This window comes from Paenibacillus glycanilyticus NBRC 16618, assembly GCF_004000805.1.
Classification (GTDB): Bacteria; Bacillota; Bacilli; order Paenibacillales; family Paenibacillaceae; genus Pristimantibacillus; species Pristimantibacillus glycanilyticus.
In genome coordinates this window covers 207,795-224,542 of sequence record NZ_BILY01000009.1, presented here as the reverse complement: position 1 = coordinate 224,542, position 16,748 = coordinate 207,795, and the positions used below count along the sequence as shown (strand labels likewise).

The window sequence follows — 16,748 nt, the reverse complement described above, 5'->3', positions numbered from 1 at the left end:
GTTAAGACCATTATGGTATTTCTCTTAACGGGTGTCCACTTTCCATTCTAGTTGCAAGACGTCCGTGCCGGGTTTAACCTCGACATTATTGTAAGTCAGCCCGTTGCCATCCATGACGTATCCCCGTTTACCGTACAACCGTTGGGCATTTCCGTAATCCTTATATAATCCGACACCAAGCCCGATATACTTGAATGATTCCGATGTTTTGCTCTCGAGCTCGTCCAGCAGTTTGCTGGCGATCCCCTTTTTCCTGTACTCTTGAAATACGCTTAAATCATTTACTTCCGGTATATGACGTTCGGCAAAATACGGGTATTTGGACTCGTAGATCAAATGACAGCAGCCCGTCAGCTCCTCCCCGTAAAAGGCCATCAACGTTATTCGTTTCCCGGCACGGTTCTCTTCCAAGCATCTGATATAATAATCGCCTTGCCGATACCACGGAAAATGTGCGGCAAATTCCTTATTCAACATCTCGGCCTCGTCCAGGCTGGAAAGCTGTCTCAGTGAAATCCTGTTAGTCATTTAAATACACCTCCATGTAGAAAATAAAGCGATATGGAGTATTTTACCATGACGGTATAAAGGTACAATAAATTCTTTTTCATATCGCTTGACTTAAACCAAGGTTTAAGTCGTATGATATTCCCGTCGACAACAAATTGGAGGACTCCAGATGAACTATTATTCCATTGGTGAAGCTGCTGCCAAATTAGATATACCCGAATCAACGATTCGTTACTATGAGAAAAAAGGTCTTCTCCCGCTAATTGAGCGTGATCATGCCGGCAGAAGGTTATTTTCGGAAGATCAAATGACATTGCTTGGAACGGTCATGTGCTTAAAAAATACGAACATGCCCATCGATGAGATCAAGCAATATATCGATTGGGTCATTGAAGGCGCAAGCACGGTGACTCTTCGTCTTGACATGCTGAACAAGCATAAGCAGACGGTGCTGGCGCAAATGGCTTTAATGACGGAATCCCTAGAGGGAATCGAAGTAAAAATACAACGTTATATCAAACAAACCCAGGAGGCGCTAATATGAAACTTTCAGGAAATACGATACTCATCACAGGCGGAAGCACGGGGATTGGTTTAGCATTCGCGGAACGATTTATGAAAGCCGGCAATACGGTTATTGTTACCGGAAGGCGCGAGCAAGTGCTTCAAGCCGCGCAAGACAAGCTGCCCGGCCTTATAACCAAAGCCAGCGATTTGAGCAATGAAGCCGAGCGGATCGCTCTGTTTGATTGGGTGACTGCGAATTATCCGGCGACCAACGTATTGGTTAACAATGCGGGGATTCAGCAGCGTTTCAACGTGTTGAAATCGGATGTAAAGAACGACTGGGCGTATTTCAATAAAGAATTGACCACAAACATTGAAGCTCCCTTCCATCTTGCGATGCTGTTTGCTCCGTTTTTTGCGGAAAAAGAGAACGCGGCTATAATCAATGTGACATCCGGTCTGGCCTTTACGCCATTCGCCATTGCACCGATCTATTCGGCTACGAAGGCTGCCCTCCACTCCTTTACGATCAGCTTGAGACATCAGCTCTCGGCAACTTCCGTAGAAGTCATCGAGGTTGCCCCTCCGGCCGTTAATACCGATCTGGGCGGCGCGGGTCTCCATTTCCACGGCGAGCCTCTCGATGCCTTCGCCGATGGTATCTTCCAAGGTCTTCAGGAAGGCAAATCCGAGATCGGCTACGGCACCTCGGTAGACCGTCTCCGCATGTCCCGCGACGATATCGATAAATACGCAGAGAACATGTACCAAGCGACAAAAAATTTGATCGAATAACCAACCGATCCTGCTACCCCACAAAAACAAACTAACAAAACAAAGGAGCTGCCAAGCTCCTTCTTTCTTTTTATTTTTTTCTTTTGTGAGCGCTTTTTCAAATTTTAAAATGGTTGGTATAACGAAGCTGCTCGAATGATTCTGGAAAAGCGGAGCGTTCGCCTTTGTTCCCGGATTCCCACCATTAAAATTTAAATTCAAGGAATCTGGGAACAACAGCGATTGGAAGAACATTCGACTGCGCAGTTTTACCGTACCATTTCATTGTAATTTGACCATGCGCATCACAATTTCCTGTACTGGTTAGGCGACTGCCCCTCAAACTTCTTAAACACCTTGCTGAAATATTTATCGTCGTCATAACCGACCATCTCGGCGATCTGGGCGATCTTCAGATTCGGATTTTGCAGCAGCAGCTTCGCTTTTTCAACACGGATACGGCCCAGGTAATCAAAAACATTCTCCCCCAACTCCTGTTTGAAGCGGCGGGAAATATATTCTCTGCTCAGGTAAAACCTTTCGGAGATATCCTGCAGCGTAACCTCGCGATTATAATTCTGCTCCATGTATCTGGCAATGTCCCGCATAATGCTATGCTCTTTATTGCCGCCGGCACCCGTTAATGCCGCAAACGCGCTAAGCCCGTTCAGCAGCTCGCGCCTGCAGAGCTCCAGAGACAATCTGCCCTGCTCATCCAGCAACACATACAACGGCAGGCTCGAAGACGGCTCCGCACTTGCCTGAATGTCCTGCTTGGCCGCAAGCTCCTGCCGCCAGCGGCTCAGCATGGATTCGTATTCGAAGCGCCATAGCTCAATCTGCTCTTGCGTAATAACCGGCAGCAGCCGTGCATTCTCGAGGAAGCTCTCGACGGCCGTCTCGATATCTTTCTCCTTGCCGCTCCACACCGCAAGACGGAACCGCTCTTCGTAAGCGGCAATGCTCAGGGAGTGGATTCCCGTTTTAAAGCCTTGCTCGCTGCAATGAACATAACTGTTGTCCTTGAGCAGATTACGCTGCTTCAGCGCGGCTCTTGCCTCCTGGTACGATAACGATAAACCCGTTGGGAAAGCCTGCTTATGCCCTACTCCGTAATGGAACCGTCCATGAATCGACTTCACGATTCCTTCCGTGATTTGCGCAAGCAAGTCCTCCCAATCCGCCAGCCGATCCCACAGCAAGATAATAATCTCATGCTCGCTGTTCCAATAGCGGAACGCAAAGCCGTTATTTTTCGGCTTGAGTATTTCGTTGCACACATTGATCAGGCAAAAAGTGAGCAGATCCCGGTTACCATCGAATTTACGGGAGATTTGAGGCTCCAGCATCCCGGTGCTCAGAATGATGACCTGGCATTCCGTCGCGCGATCCAGCTGAAATTCCTCCTTCAGCACGGCCGGAACCGCCACTTGCCCGCCAGCCCCGGCTTCACTGATCATCGTCGAGAACAGCTTATCCCGGTACACCGGCTTAATCTGGTTGATTTCGATGCTGCGCTGCTGATCAAGCCTGCGGGCCTGATCCTCCTGCTCCCAGCTCTGCTTCGCTTTCTGAAGAGCCTCCATCAGCTGCTCCGGGTCAATCGGCTTCAGCAAATAATCCTGACCGCCGTATTTCATCGAGCTGCGCACCAGATGGAAATCGTCGTAGCCGCTGATGACGATCGTCTTGCTTTTTCGCCCCTTCTCTTTCATCCAAGCCAGCAGCTCTACCCCATCTCGGTTCGGCATTCGCATATCGGTAATGACGATTTCCGGCTGGATATTCCCCAGCACTTCAATGGCGGAATCGCCGTTATCGGCTTCGTAAATTTCATTGATTCCGAGCTGCTCCCAATCAATCAGCAGCTTAACCGCTTCGCGCACATGCTGTTCATCGTCTACAATGAGTATTTTCATGCTCGTTCCTCCAGCTCTTGCACAGGTATTCGCAGGGTCACGGTAAATCCGCCCGCAGGCGAAGAGTCAATGCTCATTTCCGCTTCCTCGTTGTAATAAAGCTTCAGCCTCATCCAGACGTTGCTGATGCCGATGCTCCTCTGCTCCTCGAGCAGCGCTCCGGTGGAACGGAATAACAGCTGTCGCAGCTCCCGCAGCTTATCCGGATCCATCCCGCTACCGTTATCCTCAATCCGGATCGTCAGCCAGCTTCCGTCGTCGGTAACTTCCGAGAACAATCGAAGAACGCCGCTGCGCCCCGAGTTCTCATAGCCATGCTTGAAATAGTTCTCGACAAGCGGCTGCAGCAGCATTTTGGGCACCTGTACCGACAGAGAGGCCGGATCAATCTCGTAATGCACCGTCAGCTGTTCGTTGAATCTTTGCTGCTGCAGCTCAAGATACGCCTTCGCATGATTCAGCTCCATCGAGAAAGGCACAATGGACTCGCTGGTATTCATGTTGTATCTCATCATTTTCGCAATCGAAGTGATAAGCGTATATACCTTTGGCGCCCCGGCATGAAGGGCCAGCGTCCCGATCGACTGCAGGGCATTGTACAGAAAATGCGGATTGATCTGCGCCTGCATCGCTCTCAGCTGATTCGTCTTATTGGCAATTTCCAGCCGGTATTCGCTATTGATCAAATCCCGGATCGTCTGAATCATCGTATTGAAACGCCTTGCCAATATGCCGATCTCGTCCTTCCGATCAACTGGCACCACGACGTTGAAATTCCCGGACTGCACCTGGTTGATATGCCCGATAAGCCGCTTGACCGGCTTCGTGAACTGGTAGCTGACGAGGAAGCTTGCGATAACCGCAAGCACCATAAAGATCGCGATAACCGACGTATTAATCGTCCGGATCGCCGTTGCGCTCTCGTACAAATACGAGTACGGAAGCTGCTTCACCACGACCCAGTCCATGTAATTGGTACTGAGTGTATCATAAATGACGATGCCGGAAAAAGACTGATCTTTCCATTTGATCACGCCGTTTTCCTGCTTGGAAGCAAGAACCTGATTCGTCCATTTCAGCTGATCCTGGTCTTCCTGCCCATTTACCGAGCACACGAAATTGCGGCTCCGGTCGATAATATACAGCTGCTCTTCGGAAGACATCGTCAGCTGCCGGCAGATCTGGTTCAGCTCATCCGATTTAACGTCCATCGACAAATAACCGATCACTTCGTCGCTAGGCGTCCGGATAATCGGCCGCCGCAAAGTGAAAACGCTTTCCTCTTTGACGGCATGACTCCAATCCAAATTATAATGCACGCTTGTATGCGTAGCCTCCACAAACGGCTTCGGATTCGAGCCATGCTCCGTTGGCCATTCCAGCGGTTGATTGATCCCTCTGCGGAAAAACCCGCGGGCCATCAGATACGTCAGCTTGCCATCCCCGATCTGCAGCTGGATTTGATGAATCCCGTTTGTAGACTGATAAATATTCAGCATATGGGCGTAAATCTGCAAATTATTTTTCTCGTCGAACATCGGTACGTTTACGTTTGGCGACTGCCCCCGCTCGATCAAGGCATACAGCGAATTGGACTTGTTAATGTTCAAGTACACGTCAAGCGAGTTTTCGTTGATCTTGTCCATATAGCCCAGAATGTTGTTTTTGCCAAGCGCCAGCAGGTTCTGATTCTCGTGAATCGACTGCTGCGTCACCTTATCCTTGATGTAATAATTCGAGATAATCATCGATACCGTAATCGGAATAATCGTGACGGCCAGCAAGAGCGCCATCAGCTTCCGGTTAATACTCGTTGCGAACGCAAACATGACGTCCTAACCCCCAAGGTCAATATATTACACCTAACCCATCATATCTATCGGTGGTTCAAATTTCAATAACTGTTTATAGTCTAGCTATGCACCGATACTTAAAGCCGCATTACGAAGGGGGACTCCAATTGAACTTACGAAAAAGATCAAACGAATGGATACAGCAGCTTGTATTTGTCGGACCGGGCATGATCGTCTTCACGATTATCGTGCTTATTCCGTTCCTGCTTGGCTTCTACTTTTCCTTCACGGAGTGGAATGGCCTGGATCTAGACAAAGCGAAATGGATCGGCATGGATAATCTCCACCGCATCTTTACGAACGACGACAAATTTTGGGCATCCTTTAAATTTACGTTGAAGTTTACGGTCGTGACCGTAGTCGTGACCAATATTCTGGCTCTTATCCTGGGGCTTCTGTTAACCCGGCCCATGCGGGGACGCAATACGCTCCGTACGATTTTCTTCCTGCCTAACATGATTGGCGGTATTCTGCTCGGTTATATCTGGCAGTTTATTTTTACCAAAGGCTTCAAAACCATCGGCGAAATGACGGGCTGGCACTTCTTCGAGCTTCCATGGCTCGGCACGCCGGAGACCGGCTTCTGGGGACTCGTTATCGTCTTCGTCTGGCAGACAACCGGCTACATGATGGTTATTTATATCGCGGCGATCGTTGGCGTACCGAAGGATTTGATGGAAGCCGCAACGATTGACGGAGCAACCTACTTCCAAACCGTCCGCAAAGTGATAATGCCGCTTGTTATGCCGGCCATTACGGTCTGCTTGTTCCTGACGACATCCGGCGCATTCAAAATGTTCGACCTGAACCTATCGCTTACGAAGGGCGGTCCGGGTACTTCCACCCAATCGCTTGCTTATAACATTTATGCCGAGGCGCTGGTCAACAACCGTTACGGGCTAGGCACCGCCAAAGCCATGCTGTTCTTCTTTGCAGTCTCCATCATTGCCGTCACGCAAGTGTGGCTGACCAAACGGAAGGAGGTCGAAGCGTAAATGACAGCTTCCCGTTCCCGGCTTTGGGCCGTAGCAGCTGCAGCGATCCTGCTCGCTCTGCTTTTCATTGCTCCTTTTTACTTCGTCCTTGTCAATTCGGTAAAAGCGCTTGGCGAGATTATGGTGGACGCCGCCTCGTTCCCGGACAAGTACCTGTTCTCGAATTACTCGAAGGTATGGGATATTATTAAATTCCCGAAAGCTTTGCTGAATTCGGTCCTGATTACCGGCATCAGCGTGACTGGCATCGTGATCATCAGCGCCATGACGGGCTACCGGCTTGTCCGCAAGCCAACCGTCTTTAACAAAATCCTGTTTACGGCGTTTATCTCGGCGATGATCATACCGTTCCAGTCGGTTATGCTTCAGCTGGTACGCGTAACCAGCTTCCTGGAGCTTAGAGCCAACATGTTCGGCATTGTCGTCTGTTATCTCGGCTTTGGCTTATCGCTTTCGGTCTTCCTGTTCCACGGGTTTATTAAAAGCGTTCCGCTTGAGATCGAAGAAGCGGCCGTAGTGGACGGCTGCTCGCCGTATGGCGTGTTCTGGAAAATCGTGTTCCCGCTGCTTCGCCCGATTATCGTAACGGTTATTATCCTTAACGGCTTGTGGATCTGGAACGACTACCTGCTGCCGGTGCTGATCATCGGTTCGAACAAGGATCTCACGACCATTCCGCTCGCGATTACCCGCTTCTTTGGGCAATATACGAAGCAATGGGATCTGGCTCTGGCCGGTCTGACCATGGGCATAATGCCGATCATTATCATGTTCCTTATGCTGCAAAAGCATATTATCGAGGGAATCTCTTCGGGATCGCTCAAAGGGTGAGAAAACCACTATCGAGGCTTCTCAAAGATGAACGACCGCGTTTAGAGGTAGGTTTTATCGCCAAATAGAATTTATGTTTCGAGTTCTCCGAAACGTATAAATTCTATTGTGGTAATATCAATATTTTGCACTTTTCACGACAAAAACGTCTGTGTTTCTTGGCTTTCAGCTTCCATATAATCAAACTTGTAAAGAGAACCGCTAAAGCTTGACAAACCATGGGGAGGTTAACGAAATGAAAAAGCTTTCTATTCTTCTCGCTGCAGCAATCCTGACATTGACCGCTGCCGGCTGCGGTAACAACAGCAACAATGGCAATAGCTCGGGCTCCGAAGCAAGCAACAAGCCTTCTGAATCTGCCAATGCGACATCGGAGGCTTCTACGGCTCCTAAGAAAGACGTTAAGATCAAAGTATTCCAGTTCAAAGTGGAAATTGCCGACGCGCTTAACCGCATGGCTGAAGAATATGAGAAAGAGACCGGCGTTAAAGTCGAAGTCGAAACGCATGGCGGCGGCGAAGACTACAATGCCCTGCTGAAGGCTGAAATCGCTTCCGGCTCCGAACCGGAGATCTTCAACTCCGAAGGTTACGCAGCGCTTGAAGCTTATTACGACCGCGCAACAGACTTGTCCGGCGAGCCTTGGGCGAAAGACGTCATCCCTGCTGCTGCAGGACCTGCTCAAGTAGACGGCAAGCTGCTCGGCATGCCGATGAACATCGAGGGCTATGGCATTTTCTATAACAAGGACTTGTTCGAAAAAGCCGGCATCACTACCCTTCCTAAAACGTTGACTGAGCTTGAGGACGCAGCAAAAAAACTGCAAGCAGCAGGCATTACGCCGTTCTCGACAACAAACGAATGGTGGTCGATCGGTCATCACACGATCAACGTTGGTCTTGCCGAACAGCCGGATCCAATCGCCTTCATCAACGGAACAAAAGACGGCAGCGCAAACTTCAAAGACAACGATGTATTCAAGAAATGGATTAACTACGTTGACGTTGTGTTCAAATACAGCCAGAAAGACAAGCTGACAACCGACTATGCGACGCAGGTTGCGAACTTCGCATCCGGCAAAGCAGCGATGATTCAGCAAGGTAACTGGATCCAAGGCGACGTGGACAAAGTAGCGAAGCTGAACGTTGGCCTGCTCCCTATTCCGATTGACGACAGCGGCAATGCTCATATCTACACGGGTCCTGCAAACTTCTGGATCGTAAACAGCAAATCCAAAAACGCCGAAGAAGCGAAAAAATTCCTGAACTGGATGGTTACTTCGGACACCGGCAAATCGTACCTGACAAAAGAATTCAAATTCATCCCTGCTCTCACTTCCATCAAGCCTACAGCGGATGAAATCGGTCAAATGGGCGTTGCCGTATCCGAGCAGGCAGCAACTGCCGGCGGCTGGCATTGGGGCCGTTACCCTGACGGCGTGCCGCAAGGCTGGGGCGCTGCCATGCAGGAGTACCAAGGCGGATCGATTGATAAAGACCAGCTCTTCGACAAGCTGGAAAAAGCGATTCAAGATATCGTAGCGAAATAAGCGAAGACAGGTGGTCTTGAGAAGTCCTAAGCGGACTTTTCGAGGCCGCTTTCTTTTTTGGGCCTACCGGAATTTTGAATTTGTTTGGGGAAAGGCTATAATGGGACTATCTGTATATCGAACGTAAGGAGACAAGCGGATGCAAAATGTAAAAATCTTTTCCGGTTCCTCGAACCGCCCGCTCGCGGAAGAGCTATGCCGAAAACTTGACGTTCCTCTTGGAGACATTGAAATCTCCAGACTGGCAAGCGGAGAAATCAGCCTGCGTTACATAGAGTCAATTCGCTCGGCCCATGTTTATATCATTCAATCATTGTCTCATCCGGTGAATGAGCATCTTGTTGAACTTATGATTATGATTGATGCGGCCAAACGGGCCTCCGCAAAAACAATCAATATCATCATGCCTTATTACGGTTATGCCCGTCAGGAACGGAAATCCGCTCCGCGCGAGCCGATTTCCGCCAAGCTGGTTGCCGATGTCCTGACGACCGTTGGCGCCGACCGCCTCATTACGGTTGACCTGCATGCCGATCCGATCCAGGGCTTTTTCGAAATTCCGGTCGATCATATTACCGCCCTTGATTTGATCACCGACTATTTGAAGAGCAAAAACATTAAAAACCCTGTCGTTGTCTCGCCGGATGCCGGACGCGCAACGACGGCGGAGAAGCTTGCCAACTACATGGACTGTCCGTTCGCGATTATGATCAAGAACCGTCCTGCCCACAATACGTCGAAAATTACGCATATTATCGGCGAAGTCGAAGGCATGACGCCGATTATTATCGAGGATTTGATCGATACGGGCGGCACCATTATCAAGGTTGTGGAAGCCTTGAACAAACGCGGTGCCAACGATGCTTATATCTGCGCCACTCACGGCCTGTTCTCGGAGAACGCGCTTGAGAAGCTGACGCATCCTTTCATTAAAGAGGTTGTGATTACGGATACGATCGCGATTGACCCGAACCATTCGGACAAGTTTGTTGTTCTGCCAATGGCGGATCTGCTGGCGAATGCTTTGCGTATCATTAATAATGGCGGATCGATAAACAGGTTGTTTAAGACGAAGCAGATGTGAAGTTAGGTCGTGCTGGTGGTCGGGATTACGGAAAAGTATCGCCTTGCGGCTGCTGTTGGTCTCGTGGGATTCTGAATGAATTTGATTAGGTGTATTCCCACGAAACCAAAGGCAGACGCTCCGCTCCTCCAGGCGATACATTTCCTCCACCCCTCTTCGCATGCACTTTTAACATCACAAACGCTTCGTCCCACACCTGTTTATCGGGTGTGGGAGTGGGAACAAAACAAGAGCCCCGGAATTGAATCCGGGGCTCTTTGTTATTGGAGAAGATGTTACTTAGCCCGATAGAGGCCGTACTTCTTAAGGCTGTCGCGGATTGGTTTGGTATCCTCGGCCAAGCCGCCGTCGCCGCCGTTAAGGGCGAGATCAACCTGCCAGGCGGTCAAGTCGGCGACGTTCATGGACTCCATTTCCTCGAGGCTGAAGAAGCCCGCGCCGTCTACTTCCACGCCGTCCGGACGAGGCTCGCCGTCGATGTATTCCATTTCGAATGTTATGTAGACGTCATGCACCGAATGCGGCCGGTCGCGAATGCCGATAATTTTGGACACGATCGCGCGGACGCCCGTTTCTTCCCATACCTCGCGAGCAACCGAACCTCTAATCTGCTCGAACTGTTCAATGTAGCCGCCCGGCGTTGTCCAATAGCCTTTTCCCGGTTCATGGGCGCGGCGGACCAGAAGAACCTTGTTATCCTTCACGACGCATGCTCCTACGCCGATGCTGTAATTACCCCAGTGAACAAAGCTGCAGCTTGGGCAAGCCTTGCGGTCCTCCCCGCCAATCCCCCTTACTTCCAGCTTATCTCCGCAAGCCATGCAAAAATTAATATTTTCCATGTGGATTTTCCCCCTCCGGCAAAATGGCAAACAATATAGAGATCATTATACCTTAGCTTTGCGGACAATGGCCCTAATTTTTTATGTGAAACTAATGTACTTTTCAGCTTTGTTTAATCTTGGGAGAACATAATGACCATACTCCCTATTTGATATAGCTTGTCTCTTGGGCCCGTATCCCGAATGCGGGCCACTTTTTTATTCTAAGACAAAAAGGACCGGTACAGAACCGGTCCTTTTCTTCGTTTATTATTCAAATGGATAACGCAGTCCCCATTGCCCGCGGATTTCGTCCATGATCCGCATAAGCTGCAGGGTTTCGTCCAGCGAAATAACCTCGCTCTCAAGCTTGCCTTCACGGATGTATTGCCCTGCCGCTTCGGCCTCATACACGTAACCAAGCGTCGTACGGTCATCCGAGAAGGTTTCTTCCGTACCGTCCGAGGCAACAAGCGTTGCGGACTTGGCATTAAAGAAGGAAGGAATCTTAATGGAGCCTTCTGTCCCCATTATGTAAGCATCACTGCCCGAGTTCAGACGGATGGCCGAGCTCAGCAAAGCGGTCTGACCGCCTTCATAAGAGAGCAGGATGCTGTTCTCTTCGTCTACGCCAGTCTCGCCAAGATGAGCGGTGCTAAGAATCTGCTTCGGTTTTGCCCCAAATAACATGGAAGCGAAGGAGAGCGGATAAATGCCGACATCCAGCAGCGCGCCGCCAGCCAAAGCCGGTTTAAATAAACGTCCTTCCGAATTAACTCCGGTGCGGAAGCCAAAGTCTGCCTTAAGCAGCCGAACATCGCCGATACGGCCCTCTTCGATCCACTCACGGACCTTGCGGATGACGGGCAGGAACCGCGTCCACATCGCTTCCATCAAGAAGATGCGGTTTTCTCTTGCGTATTGCACAACTTCCTCTGCTTCTTTTACATTGACCGTAAAAGGCTTCTCGCATAATACCGCTTTGCCTGCGCGAAGACATTGCAGAACATGTTCCTTATGGGACGGGTGAGGAGTCGCGACATAAATAATGTCGATCTCGGCATCGTTCACCAGCTCCTCGTAACTTCCATACGCGCGTTTCCCGCCGAATTTGCCGGCGAACTCTGCAGCCTTCTCAAGGGAGCGAGAGCCTACCGCGCTAAGCTCTGCATCCTGTGCAAAAGCCAAATCGCGGGCGAATTGGGATGCAATCCAGCCTGCGCCGAGAATGCCCCATTTGATCGTTCTATTCTCCATTATTTCCTACACCTCCAACCGCAGTATATCAGCAATTGACCCGATATGAAAGCGGTTTACGGAGATATGTCCGCGCTTAATTTTGCTGCCTGGAGATGAAAAATAAAGTAAACCAGATAAACACAAAACCTGTAATCTGTGCGCTAGTGATCACTTGGCCGAATACCGTCCAGTTCAGAAGAACGCCCACCATCGGGAAGCTCAGCTCGGCGATTGTCGCATAAGAAGCCTTGATCTTGCTTAAACCTTTATAGTAGACAAGCAGGCTGACCAGCCCCGGAAGCAAAGCCTGAAGCAGCAGATTGACGATAACGGCTACCGGATCCGTTCCTTCCGCCAGCTTCCATGCTGCTCCCTCCGACCAAGTAATCACAAGCAGCAGCGGCAATGCCATCATAAATCGCAGGGAGGTAACCGTCTCGTATTTCATGCTGCCAAGCAGATAACGCCCCATAACCGTCGATCCGCCCCATAGAGCAGCCGCGCCTAGTGACAGCAAGCTGCCAACCTGGACAAATTCATGGACATGCCCAAAAGGAAGCGTAAAGCCAAAGGTCAGCAAATAGGTTCCGACAATGGCAAGAACGAGCAACGGTCCGATTTTTTTGGGCAGAAGCTCTTTCAATAGGATCCTAGCCATCACAATCGCGAAGAGAGGCTGCAGCTTCTGCAGCAGCAGAACCGCGTTAGGATTGCCGTGAACGAGGCCTTGCGTGAATAGAATCGTTGCCAGCGCCGAACCGCCCCATGAGACAAACAGCAATGCGCCAAGCTGGCGGAGACGGACTCCGCGAAGATCCGCACGGAACTTCCATAACACCGGAGCTGCTGCGATGAACAAAATGATATGCTCCAGCAGCACAATTTGAGTAGAAGTTAATGTTTTCAGCAAAATAATGCGGAATACCGGATCCACGCCCCACAGCGCGGCTCCAAGGACAACCAGCCAAAACTCCGGACGAACGGGAGATTTGGTACGAATAAGTGGTGATGCGGTGACATTGCTCATAATGAGTACCCTTTCTGAATACAGGACGGAGCAAGCGTTACGGCTACGCCTTCGGCTAGAAGAACGGCAGACGGTTTCGCTATGCAATTAAAAGCCCCGATCCGCTTGGTTCCGCGAATCGGGGCCAACTCAAATAAACATGCGTTTGGGCGGTTTCCCGTCTACTGCAGGCTTACTTAAGCGATCTTCTATCATCCGGACTATACCGTCGGCCTTGGAGTTGCACCAAGTCAGTCCCCTTGCTGTTTGTCAGCTCAGGGAGTCGCGGGCTTTGCTATCCTCTGCCAAGCAGGGAATCACGTTTACCGCCGGTCAGGAGTTTCACCCTGCCCCGAAGATCCTTATTCCATTAATTTTTTTAAATGATTGGATTGAGTATAACGCTGTTTTTCCGAGTTGTCTAGTGTGAATAGTAAGATTTAAAAATCGTTTAACTATACTTTTACTTGCAGGGCTTCCCGGACAAGCGGCGCAACTTCCTTCGCCAGCAGTCGGATGGAAGACTCCACCTGGGCGGCAGGCATGCCGCCAATGTCCATCTGGGCCATAAAGCGGGAATGTCCAAACAGCTTATGCTGGGCGATAATCTTCTCCGCAATCAGCTCCGGACTTCCGATCGCAAGCGCCCCCGCCAGCTTCTCGAAATCCTCCCGCGAGAGCGGCGTTCCGTTCTCCTTGCCGCCCATGAACTGGGAATAGTATACCGAATAACCGGCGTAAAATTCATCCAGCGCCTGCTCGGTTGTCTTCGCAACATAACAGTGACCGGTAATCGCCACCCTCAGCTCTTCTTCCCGGTAGCCTGCCGCGATGCCCGCTTCCTTGTAGCAGTCTACAAGATGCTTGAATTTCGTCGGTTCTCCGCCAAGCAGCGCAAGTGCCATCCCTGCCCCCTGCCGACCGGCCAGAGCCGCGCTTTCCGCCGTACTGCCAACGCCGACCCAGAGCGGGATTGCCGGCTGCGCCGGACGCGGTGCAATTTCCGCATCCTCCAAAGGACTGCGAAGACGGCCGCTCCATGTAACCCGTTCCGACAAATTAAGCTGTCTCATTAATTCCAGCTTCTCGGCGAACAATTCTTTATAGTCATCCAGCTCAAAGCCAAAGAGCGGGAACGATTCGATATAAGCACCGCGGCCTGCGATAATTTCCGCACGGCCGTCAGAGATGAGATCCAGCGTCGCAAAATCCTCGAATACCCTTACCGGGTCCGCCGTCCCTAGGACCGTAGTCGCGCTTGTAAGCCGAATGCGGGAGGTCGCCTGCGCAATTGCGGCAAGTATAACCGGTGGCGAGGATAAAGCAAAGTCCAAGCGGTGATGCTCGCCTACCCCAAATACGTCAATACCCGCTTCATCCGCAACTTTTGCTGCCCGGATAATCTCCTTCATTCGCTCTCCCGCGTTCTTGAGCCCGCCCGTACGGGGATCAACCGCAAGATCGCCTAATGTGTAAATGCCAAACTCAAAATTCCCGTCATTCCCTGATGAACCCATCCGTATGTCCTCCTCAGCAATGCCACCGTGATCTAATAGTCTAATGATTGACATTGCTTCCATTCCTATTCATGTACGTAAAGTAAGTAGTATACGTATAGTAAGTGAAGTCTCTAGTAAGTAATTGTGCCTAATTCTATAGCATACGTCAAGCTTCCTTGCAAAAAAAGAAGGTTTTGATATCTATCACGGCGATAGTACTGCCGCTAAGCTCGATCAGAATACCATTTTACAGTCTTTTTTAACCCCGTGGACAAAGAAATGGCAGGCTTCCACTGCACTTCATTTTGAAGCCTCGCAATATCAGCCCTTACGACAACCGGCTCTTCCGGCCGTTCATCGCCAAATCTAATATTTGCTTCGCTTCCGATAAGGCTGCCGATCATTATGACCATCCGCTCCAGCTGAACGGGCTGTCCGCTTGCGATATTTACCGTTCCCTCACATCGGCTTTCGAATAAAGCCACCAATGCGTCCGCCGCATCTTGGATATATAAATAATCCCGGTACAGACTGCCTTGCCGGCAATAAGCTTCTTCCTTGTTCAACAAGGAAGTAATCATGGATGCCACCAATCTTTTACCGGGATCAGCTGGGCCGTACAAATGAAACAATCTAGCCCATGCGCTGCTAAAGCCCGCTATCCGCGCATAGGATTCCAGCCAGATCCGCAAGCTGTTCTTGCAGGCTGCGTAAGCATGGGCATATGAATCGGGGGATTGCGTTTCCGACAATACCCCTTCTCCCCATACATACTCCGCGCCCGTTCCGGCTACAACCACGCGCTTGCCGCCGCTTTGGACAAACTGATGAATAAGCGCCATGCTGCATCTTGTCCATTCGTAATTGGTCAAGGACCGGTAACATCCCGGAGGAATGGAGTCCCAAGCAAGATGGATTAACGAATCGGGCTTTACATTCAAGATAAAACGCGCCGCCTCATCTGCGTTCAGCAGATCAACCTGATGCCAATTCTCGCCTAACGCAAGCGGAGCTGTTCGGTATGCGGCATGTACCTCGTATCCTTTTGCCAGCAGCGAAGCGATAACGTACCTGCCAATCCAGCCGGTTGCGCCGGTTACGGCTACCTTATGCGACAAGCGTCAAACCTCCCCTCCAATCTGAAGCAAGCAACCTAAATCTAACGTAATCTCAACGACCGGAATTCCGGGATACGGCGCAAATCCTCCGTTATAGTGGCAAGAGCTAAATAGTTGGTTTCTAGTTCATGCAGATTAAATAGATGATGGCTGCCCATGTTGCTCTTCAAAGCATCTTCCGGAATTGTGGGACCAATCTGCAATTTCCTTGCAATCATGGCATGATTCCAGGGACTGAACGAGAATTTCATAATAAAAGCCGGAATCAGAAGCACCTCGTAAGGCTTAGTCGTCCAATGTCTGCCTGCCGTATATCCGCCGCTTCTGTATTTATGAATAAATCTTCCGTTATACAAGGCCTGAGGATCTGCCGGGAATAAGCCGTGATAGCGCTGTTTGACCAGCGGCTGCGCATAGATAGGATCCGTATAGTAACCTAGAGGATCAACCATCGTAATCGTCCTCACCGAATACATTTTCCCGCCAAGCGAATCCAGGACCTGAAATAGTTGAATGCCGTATCGGCTGACGAGAAATTCCGTTGTATTCAGCACGATTTTCCAGCCGGATACACCCTTCTCGATATCCATTACTTCCTTGTCGACTTTAACGGCATGAAAGTCCGGGACGCTGGAATCCCTTAACTCCCAGTGAGGTGCGAGCTTCCGAATAATGTCCGCGGATCTGTCCGTTGACCCTCGGTTAATCATAATGCCGTGGTCAAATAAGGGAACATGATGCATCAGCCACCAGGGCAGCAAATATTCCTCATTGTAGAAGTGAGAAATAAGCGTCGCCATCCGTTTCACCCCCTTATTGACTCTTTAAATCTGTAAGGATACTTTATCTACTATTATATGAAAGACGGCTGGAAGGGTTCATGCCAGGTAGGTCTCGAGAATCAGACCAACTAATTTGAGGCATGAATATTTTTCGATTGACGTAAACGGTTGCATGAATTATAGTGAAAACGAGCCAAATATATAACAAGCCTTTTGGCATGTTACTAGTTCGACTAGGCATGAGCCAAGGAGAGTATCCGC

At 50.1% G+C, this 16,748-nt stretch carries 15 protein-coding genes and 1 riboswitch; of the genes, 6 read left to right on the top strand and 9 right to left on the bottom strand.

From position 1 onward, the window contains the following. Nucleotides 1-24: 24 nt before the first annotated feature. Complete coding sequence (locus PGL01S_RS09830) at nucleotides 25-528, bottom strand: GNAT family N-acetyltransferase (protein WP_127493973.1); 504 nt, start codon at nucleotides 526-528, stop codon at nucleotides 25-27. 151 nt (nucleotides 529-679) lie between these two features. Here PGL01S_RS09830 and PGL01S_RS09825 point away from each other — a divergent pair, with 151 nt between their 5' ends. Both PGL01S_RS09825 and PGL01S_RS09820 read left to right on the top strand, forming a co-directional pair. Then, nucleotides 680-1,054 (top strand): MerR family transcriptional regulator, encoded by a 375-nt coding sequence (locus PGL01S_RS09825; protein WP_127493970.1) that lies wholly within the window; start codon nucleotides 680-682, stop codon nucleotides 1,052-1,054. Further along, nucleotides 1,051-1,812, top strand: coding sequence for an SDR family oxidoreductase (locus tag PGL01S_RS09820; RefSeq protein WP_127493967.1), 762 nt, complete (start codon nucleotides 1,051-1,053; stop codon nucleotides 1,810-1,812). The genes PGL01S_RS09825 and PGL01S_RS09820 overlap by 4 nt, the downstream gene beginning before the upstream one ends. A 284-nt stretch (nucleotides 1,813-2,096) precedes the next feature. On the opposite strand, the gene PGL01S_RS09815 is transcribed toward PGL01S_RS09820, so the two are convergent. Together PGL01S_RS09815 and PGL01S_RS09810 are read right to left on the bottom strand one after the other, a co-directional pair. Further along, entirely contained in the window at nucleotides 2,097-3,710 is a 1,614-nt protein-coding gene (locus tag PGL01S_RS09815; protein WP_127493965.1) for a response regulator, read from the bottom strand. Then, nucleotides 3,707-5,539 carry a cache domain-containing sensor histidine kinase gene (locus PGL01S_RS09810; RefSeq protein ID WP_127493962.1) on the bottom strand — a complete coding sequence of 611 codons (1,833 nt, stop codon included), beginning with the start codon at nucleotides 5,537-5,539 and terminating at the stop codon, nucleotides 3,707-3,709. Before PGL01S_RS09810 ends, PGL01S_RS09815 begins: the two co-directional genes overlap by 4 nt. A 131-nt stretch (nucleotides 5,540-5,670) precedes the next feature. Between PGL01S_RS09810 and PGL01S_RS09805 the strand changes: the two genes are divergently transcribed. From PGL01S_RS09805 to PGL01S_RS09790, 4 genes are all read left to right on the top strand, one after another. Further along, nucleotides 5,671-6,558: a carbohydrate ABC transporter permease gene (locus PGL01S_RS09805; RefSeq protein ID WP_127493959.1), complete on the top strand. Its 888-nt coding sequence runs from the start codon at nucleotides 5,671-5,673 to the stop codon at nucleotides 6,556-6,558. Beyond that, nucleotides 6,559-7,389 carry a carbohydrate ABC transporter permease gene (locus PGL01S_RS09800; protein ID WP_127493957.1) on the top strand — a complete coding sequence of 277 codons (831 nt, stop codon included), beginning with the start codon at nucleotides 6,559-6,561 and terminating at the stop codon, nucleotides 7,387-7,389. Nucleotides 7,390-7,624: 235 nt separating this feature from the next. After that, nucleotides 7,625-8,938, top strand: coding sequence for an ABC transporter substrate-binding protein (locus PGL01S_RS09795; protein WP_127493955.1), 1,314 nt, complete (start codon nucleotides 7,625-7,627; stop codon nucleotides 8,936-8,938). Between the two features lie 139 nt (nucleotides 8,939-9,077). Continuing rightward, nucleotides 9,078-10,022 (top strand): ribose-phosphate diphosphokinase, encoded by a 945-nt coding sequence (locus PGL01S_RS09790; RefSeq protein ID WP_127493953.1) that lies wholly within the window; start codon nucleotides 9,078-9,080, stop codon nucleotides 10,020-10,022. A gap of 275 nt (nucleotides 10,023-10,297) precedes the next feature. Here the strand turns inward: PGL01S_RS09790 and PGL01S_RS09785 are convergent, their stop codons facing one another. The 6 genes from PGL01S_RS09785 to PGL01S_RS09760 all read right to left on the bottom strand — a co-directional run bounded on the left by PGL01S_RS09785 (nucleotide 10,298) and on the right by PGL01S_RS09760 (nucleotide 16,505). Next, the gene (locus PGL01S_RS09785; RefSeq protein ID WP_127493950.1) at nucleotides 10,298-10,864 is read right to left on the bottom strand and encodes an NUDIX domain-containing protein; all 567 of its coding nucleotides are present in this window, start codon (nucleotides 10,862-10,864) and stop codon (nucleotides 10,298-10,300) included. A 249-nt stretch (nucleotides 10,865-11,113) separates the two neighbouring features. Then, nucleotides 11,114-12,100: a Gfo/Idh/MocA family protein gene (locus PGL01S_RS09780; protein WP_127493947.1), complete on the bottom strand. Its 987-nt coding sequence runs from the start codon at nucleotides 12,098-12,100 to the stop codon at nucleotides 11,114-11,116. Between the two features lie 76 nt (nucleotides 12,101-12,176). Further along, on the bottom strand, nucleotides 12,177-13,109 hold the full coding sequence (locus PGL01S_RS09775) for a DMT family transporter (RefSeq protein WP_127493944.1): 933 nt from the start codon (nucleotides 13,107-13,109) through the stop codon (nucleotides 12,177-12,179). Between the two features lie 179 nt (nucleotides 13,110-13,288). Next, a riboswitch (FMN riboswitch) is annotated at nucleotides 13,289-13,452 on the bottom strand. A gap of 91 nt (nucleotides 13,453-13,543) precedes the next feature. Further along, nucleotides 13,544-14,605: an LLM class flavin-dependent oxidoreductase gene (locus PGL01S_RS09770; RefSeq protein WP_127493942.1), complete on the bottom strand. Its 1,062-nt coding sequence runs from the start codon at nucleotides 14,603-14,605 to the stop codon at nucleotides 13,544-13,546. A 206-nt stretch (nucleotides 14,606-14,811) separates the two neighbouring features. After that, nucleotides 14,812-15,705 carry an NAD-dependent epimerase/dehydratase family protein gene (locus PGL01S_RS09765; RefSeq protein WP_127493940.1) on the bottom strand — a complete coding sequence of 298 codons (894 nt, stop codon included), beginning with the start codon at nucleotides 15,703-15,705 and terminating at the stop codon, nucleotides 14,812-14,814. 41 nt (nucleotides 15,706-15,746) lie between these two features. Next, complete coding sequence (locus PGL01S_RS09760; protein ID WP_127493938.1) at nucleotides 15,747-16,505, bottom strand: glycosyltransferase family 2 protein; 759 nt, start codon at nucleotides 16,503-16,505, stop codon at nucleotides 15,747-15,749. Between the last annotated feature and the right edge of the window lie 243 nt (nucleotides 16,506-16,748).

What these genes read in the sequence shown, in the direction of transcription:
- PGL01S_RS09775 (WP_127493944.1), bottom strand. Translation starts at nt 13,109, where the DNA reads ATGAGCAATGTCACCGCATCACCACTTATTCGTACCAAATCTCCCGTT.
- PGL01S_RS09770 (WP_127493942.1), bottom strand. Translation starts at nt 14,605, where the DNA reads ATGGGTTCATCAGGGAATGACGGGAATTTTGAGTTTGGCATTTACACA.
- PGL01S_RS09785 (WP_127493950.1), bottom strand. Translation starts at nt 10,864, where the DNA reads ATGGAAAATATTAATTTTTGCATGGCTTGCGGAGATAAGCTGGAAGTA.
- PGL01S_RS09760 (WP_127493938.1), bottom strand. Translation starts at nt 16,505, where the DNA reads ATGGCGACGCTTATTTCTCACTTCTACAATGAGGAATATTTGCTGCCC.
- PGL01S_RS09820 (WP_127493967.1), top strand. Translation starts at nt 1,051, where the DNA reads ATGAAACTTTCAGGAAATACGATACTCATCACAGGCGGAAGCACGGGG.
- PGL01S_RS09800 (WP_127493957.1), top strand. Translation starts at nt 6,559, where the DNA reads ATGACAGCTTCCCGTTCCCGGCTTTGGGCCGTAGCAGCTGCAGCGATC.
- PGL01S_RS09815 (WP_127493965.1), bottom strand. Translation starts at nt 3,710, where the DNA reads ATGAAAATACTCATTGTAGACGATGAACAGCATGTGCGCGAAGCGGTT.
- PGL01S_RS09810 (WP_127493962.1), bottom strand. Translation starts at nt 5,539, where the DNA reads ATGTTTGCGTTCGCAACGAGTATTAACCGGAAGCTGATGGCGCTCTTG.
- PGL01S_RS09780 (WP_127493947.1), bottom strand. Translation starts at nt 12,100, where the DNA reads ATGGAGAATAGAACGATCAAATGGGGCATTCTCGGCGCAGGCTGGATT.
- PGL01S_RS09790 (WP_127493953.1), top strand. Translation starts at nt 9,078, where the DNA reads ATGCAAAATGTAAAAATCTTTTCCGGTTCCTCGAACCGCCCGCTCGCG.
- PGL01S_RS09825 (WP_127493970.1), top strand. Translation starts at nt 680, where the DNA reads ATGAACTATTATTCCATTGGTGAAGCTGCTGCCAAATTAGATATACCC.
- PGL01S_RS09795 (WP_127493955.1), top strand. Translation starts at nt 7,625, where the DNA reads ATGAAAAAGCTTTCTATTCTTCTCGCTGCAGCAATCCTGACATTGACC.
- PGL01S_RS09830 (WP_127493973.1), bottom strand. Translation starts at nt 528, where the DNA reads ATGACTAACAGGATTTCACTGAGACAGCTTTCCAGCCTGGACGAGGCC.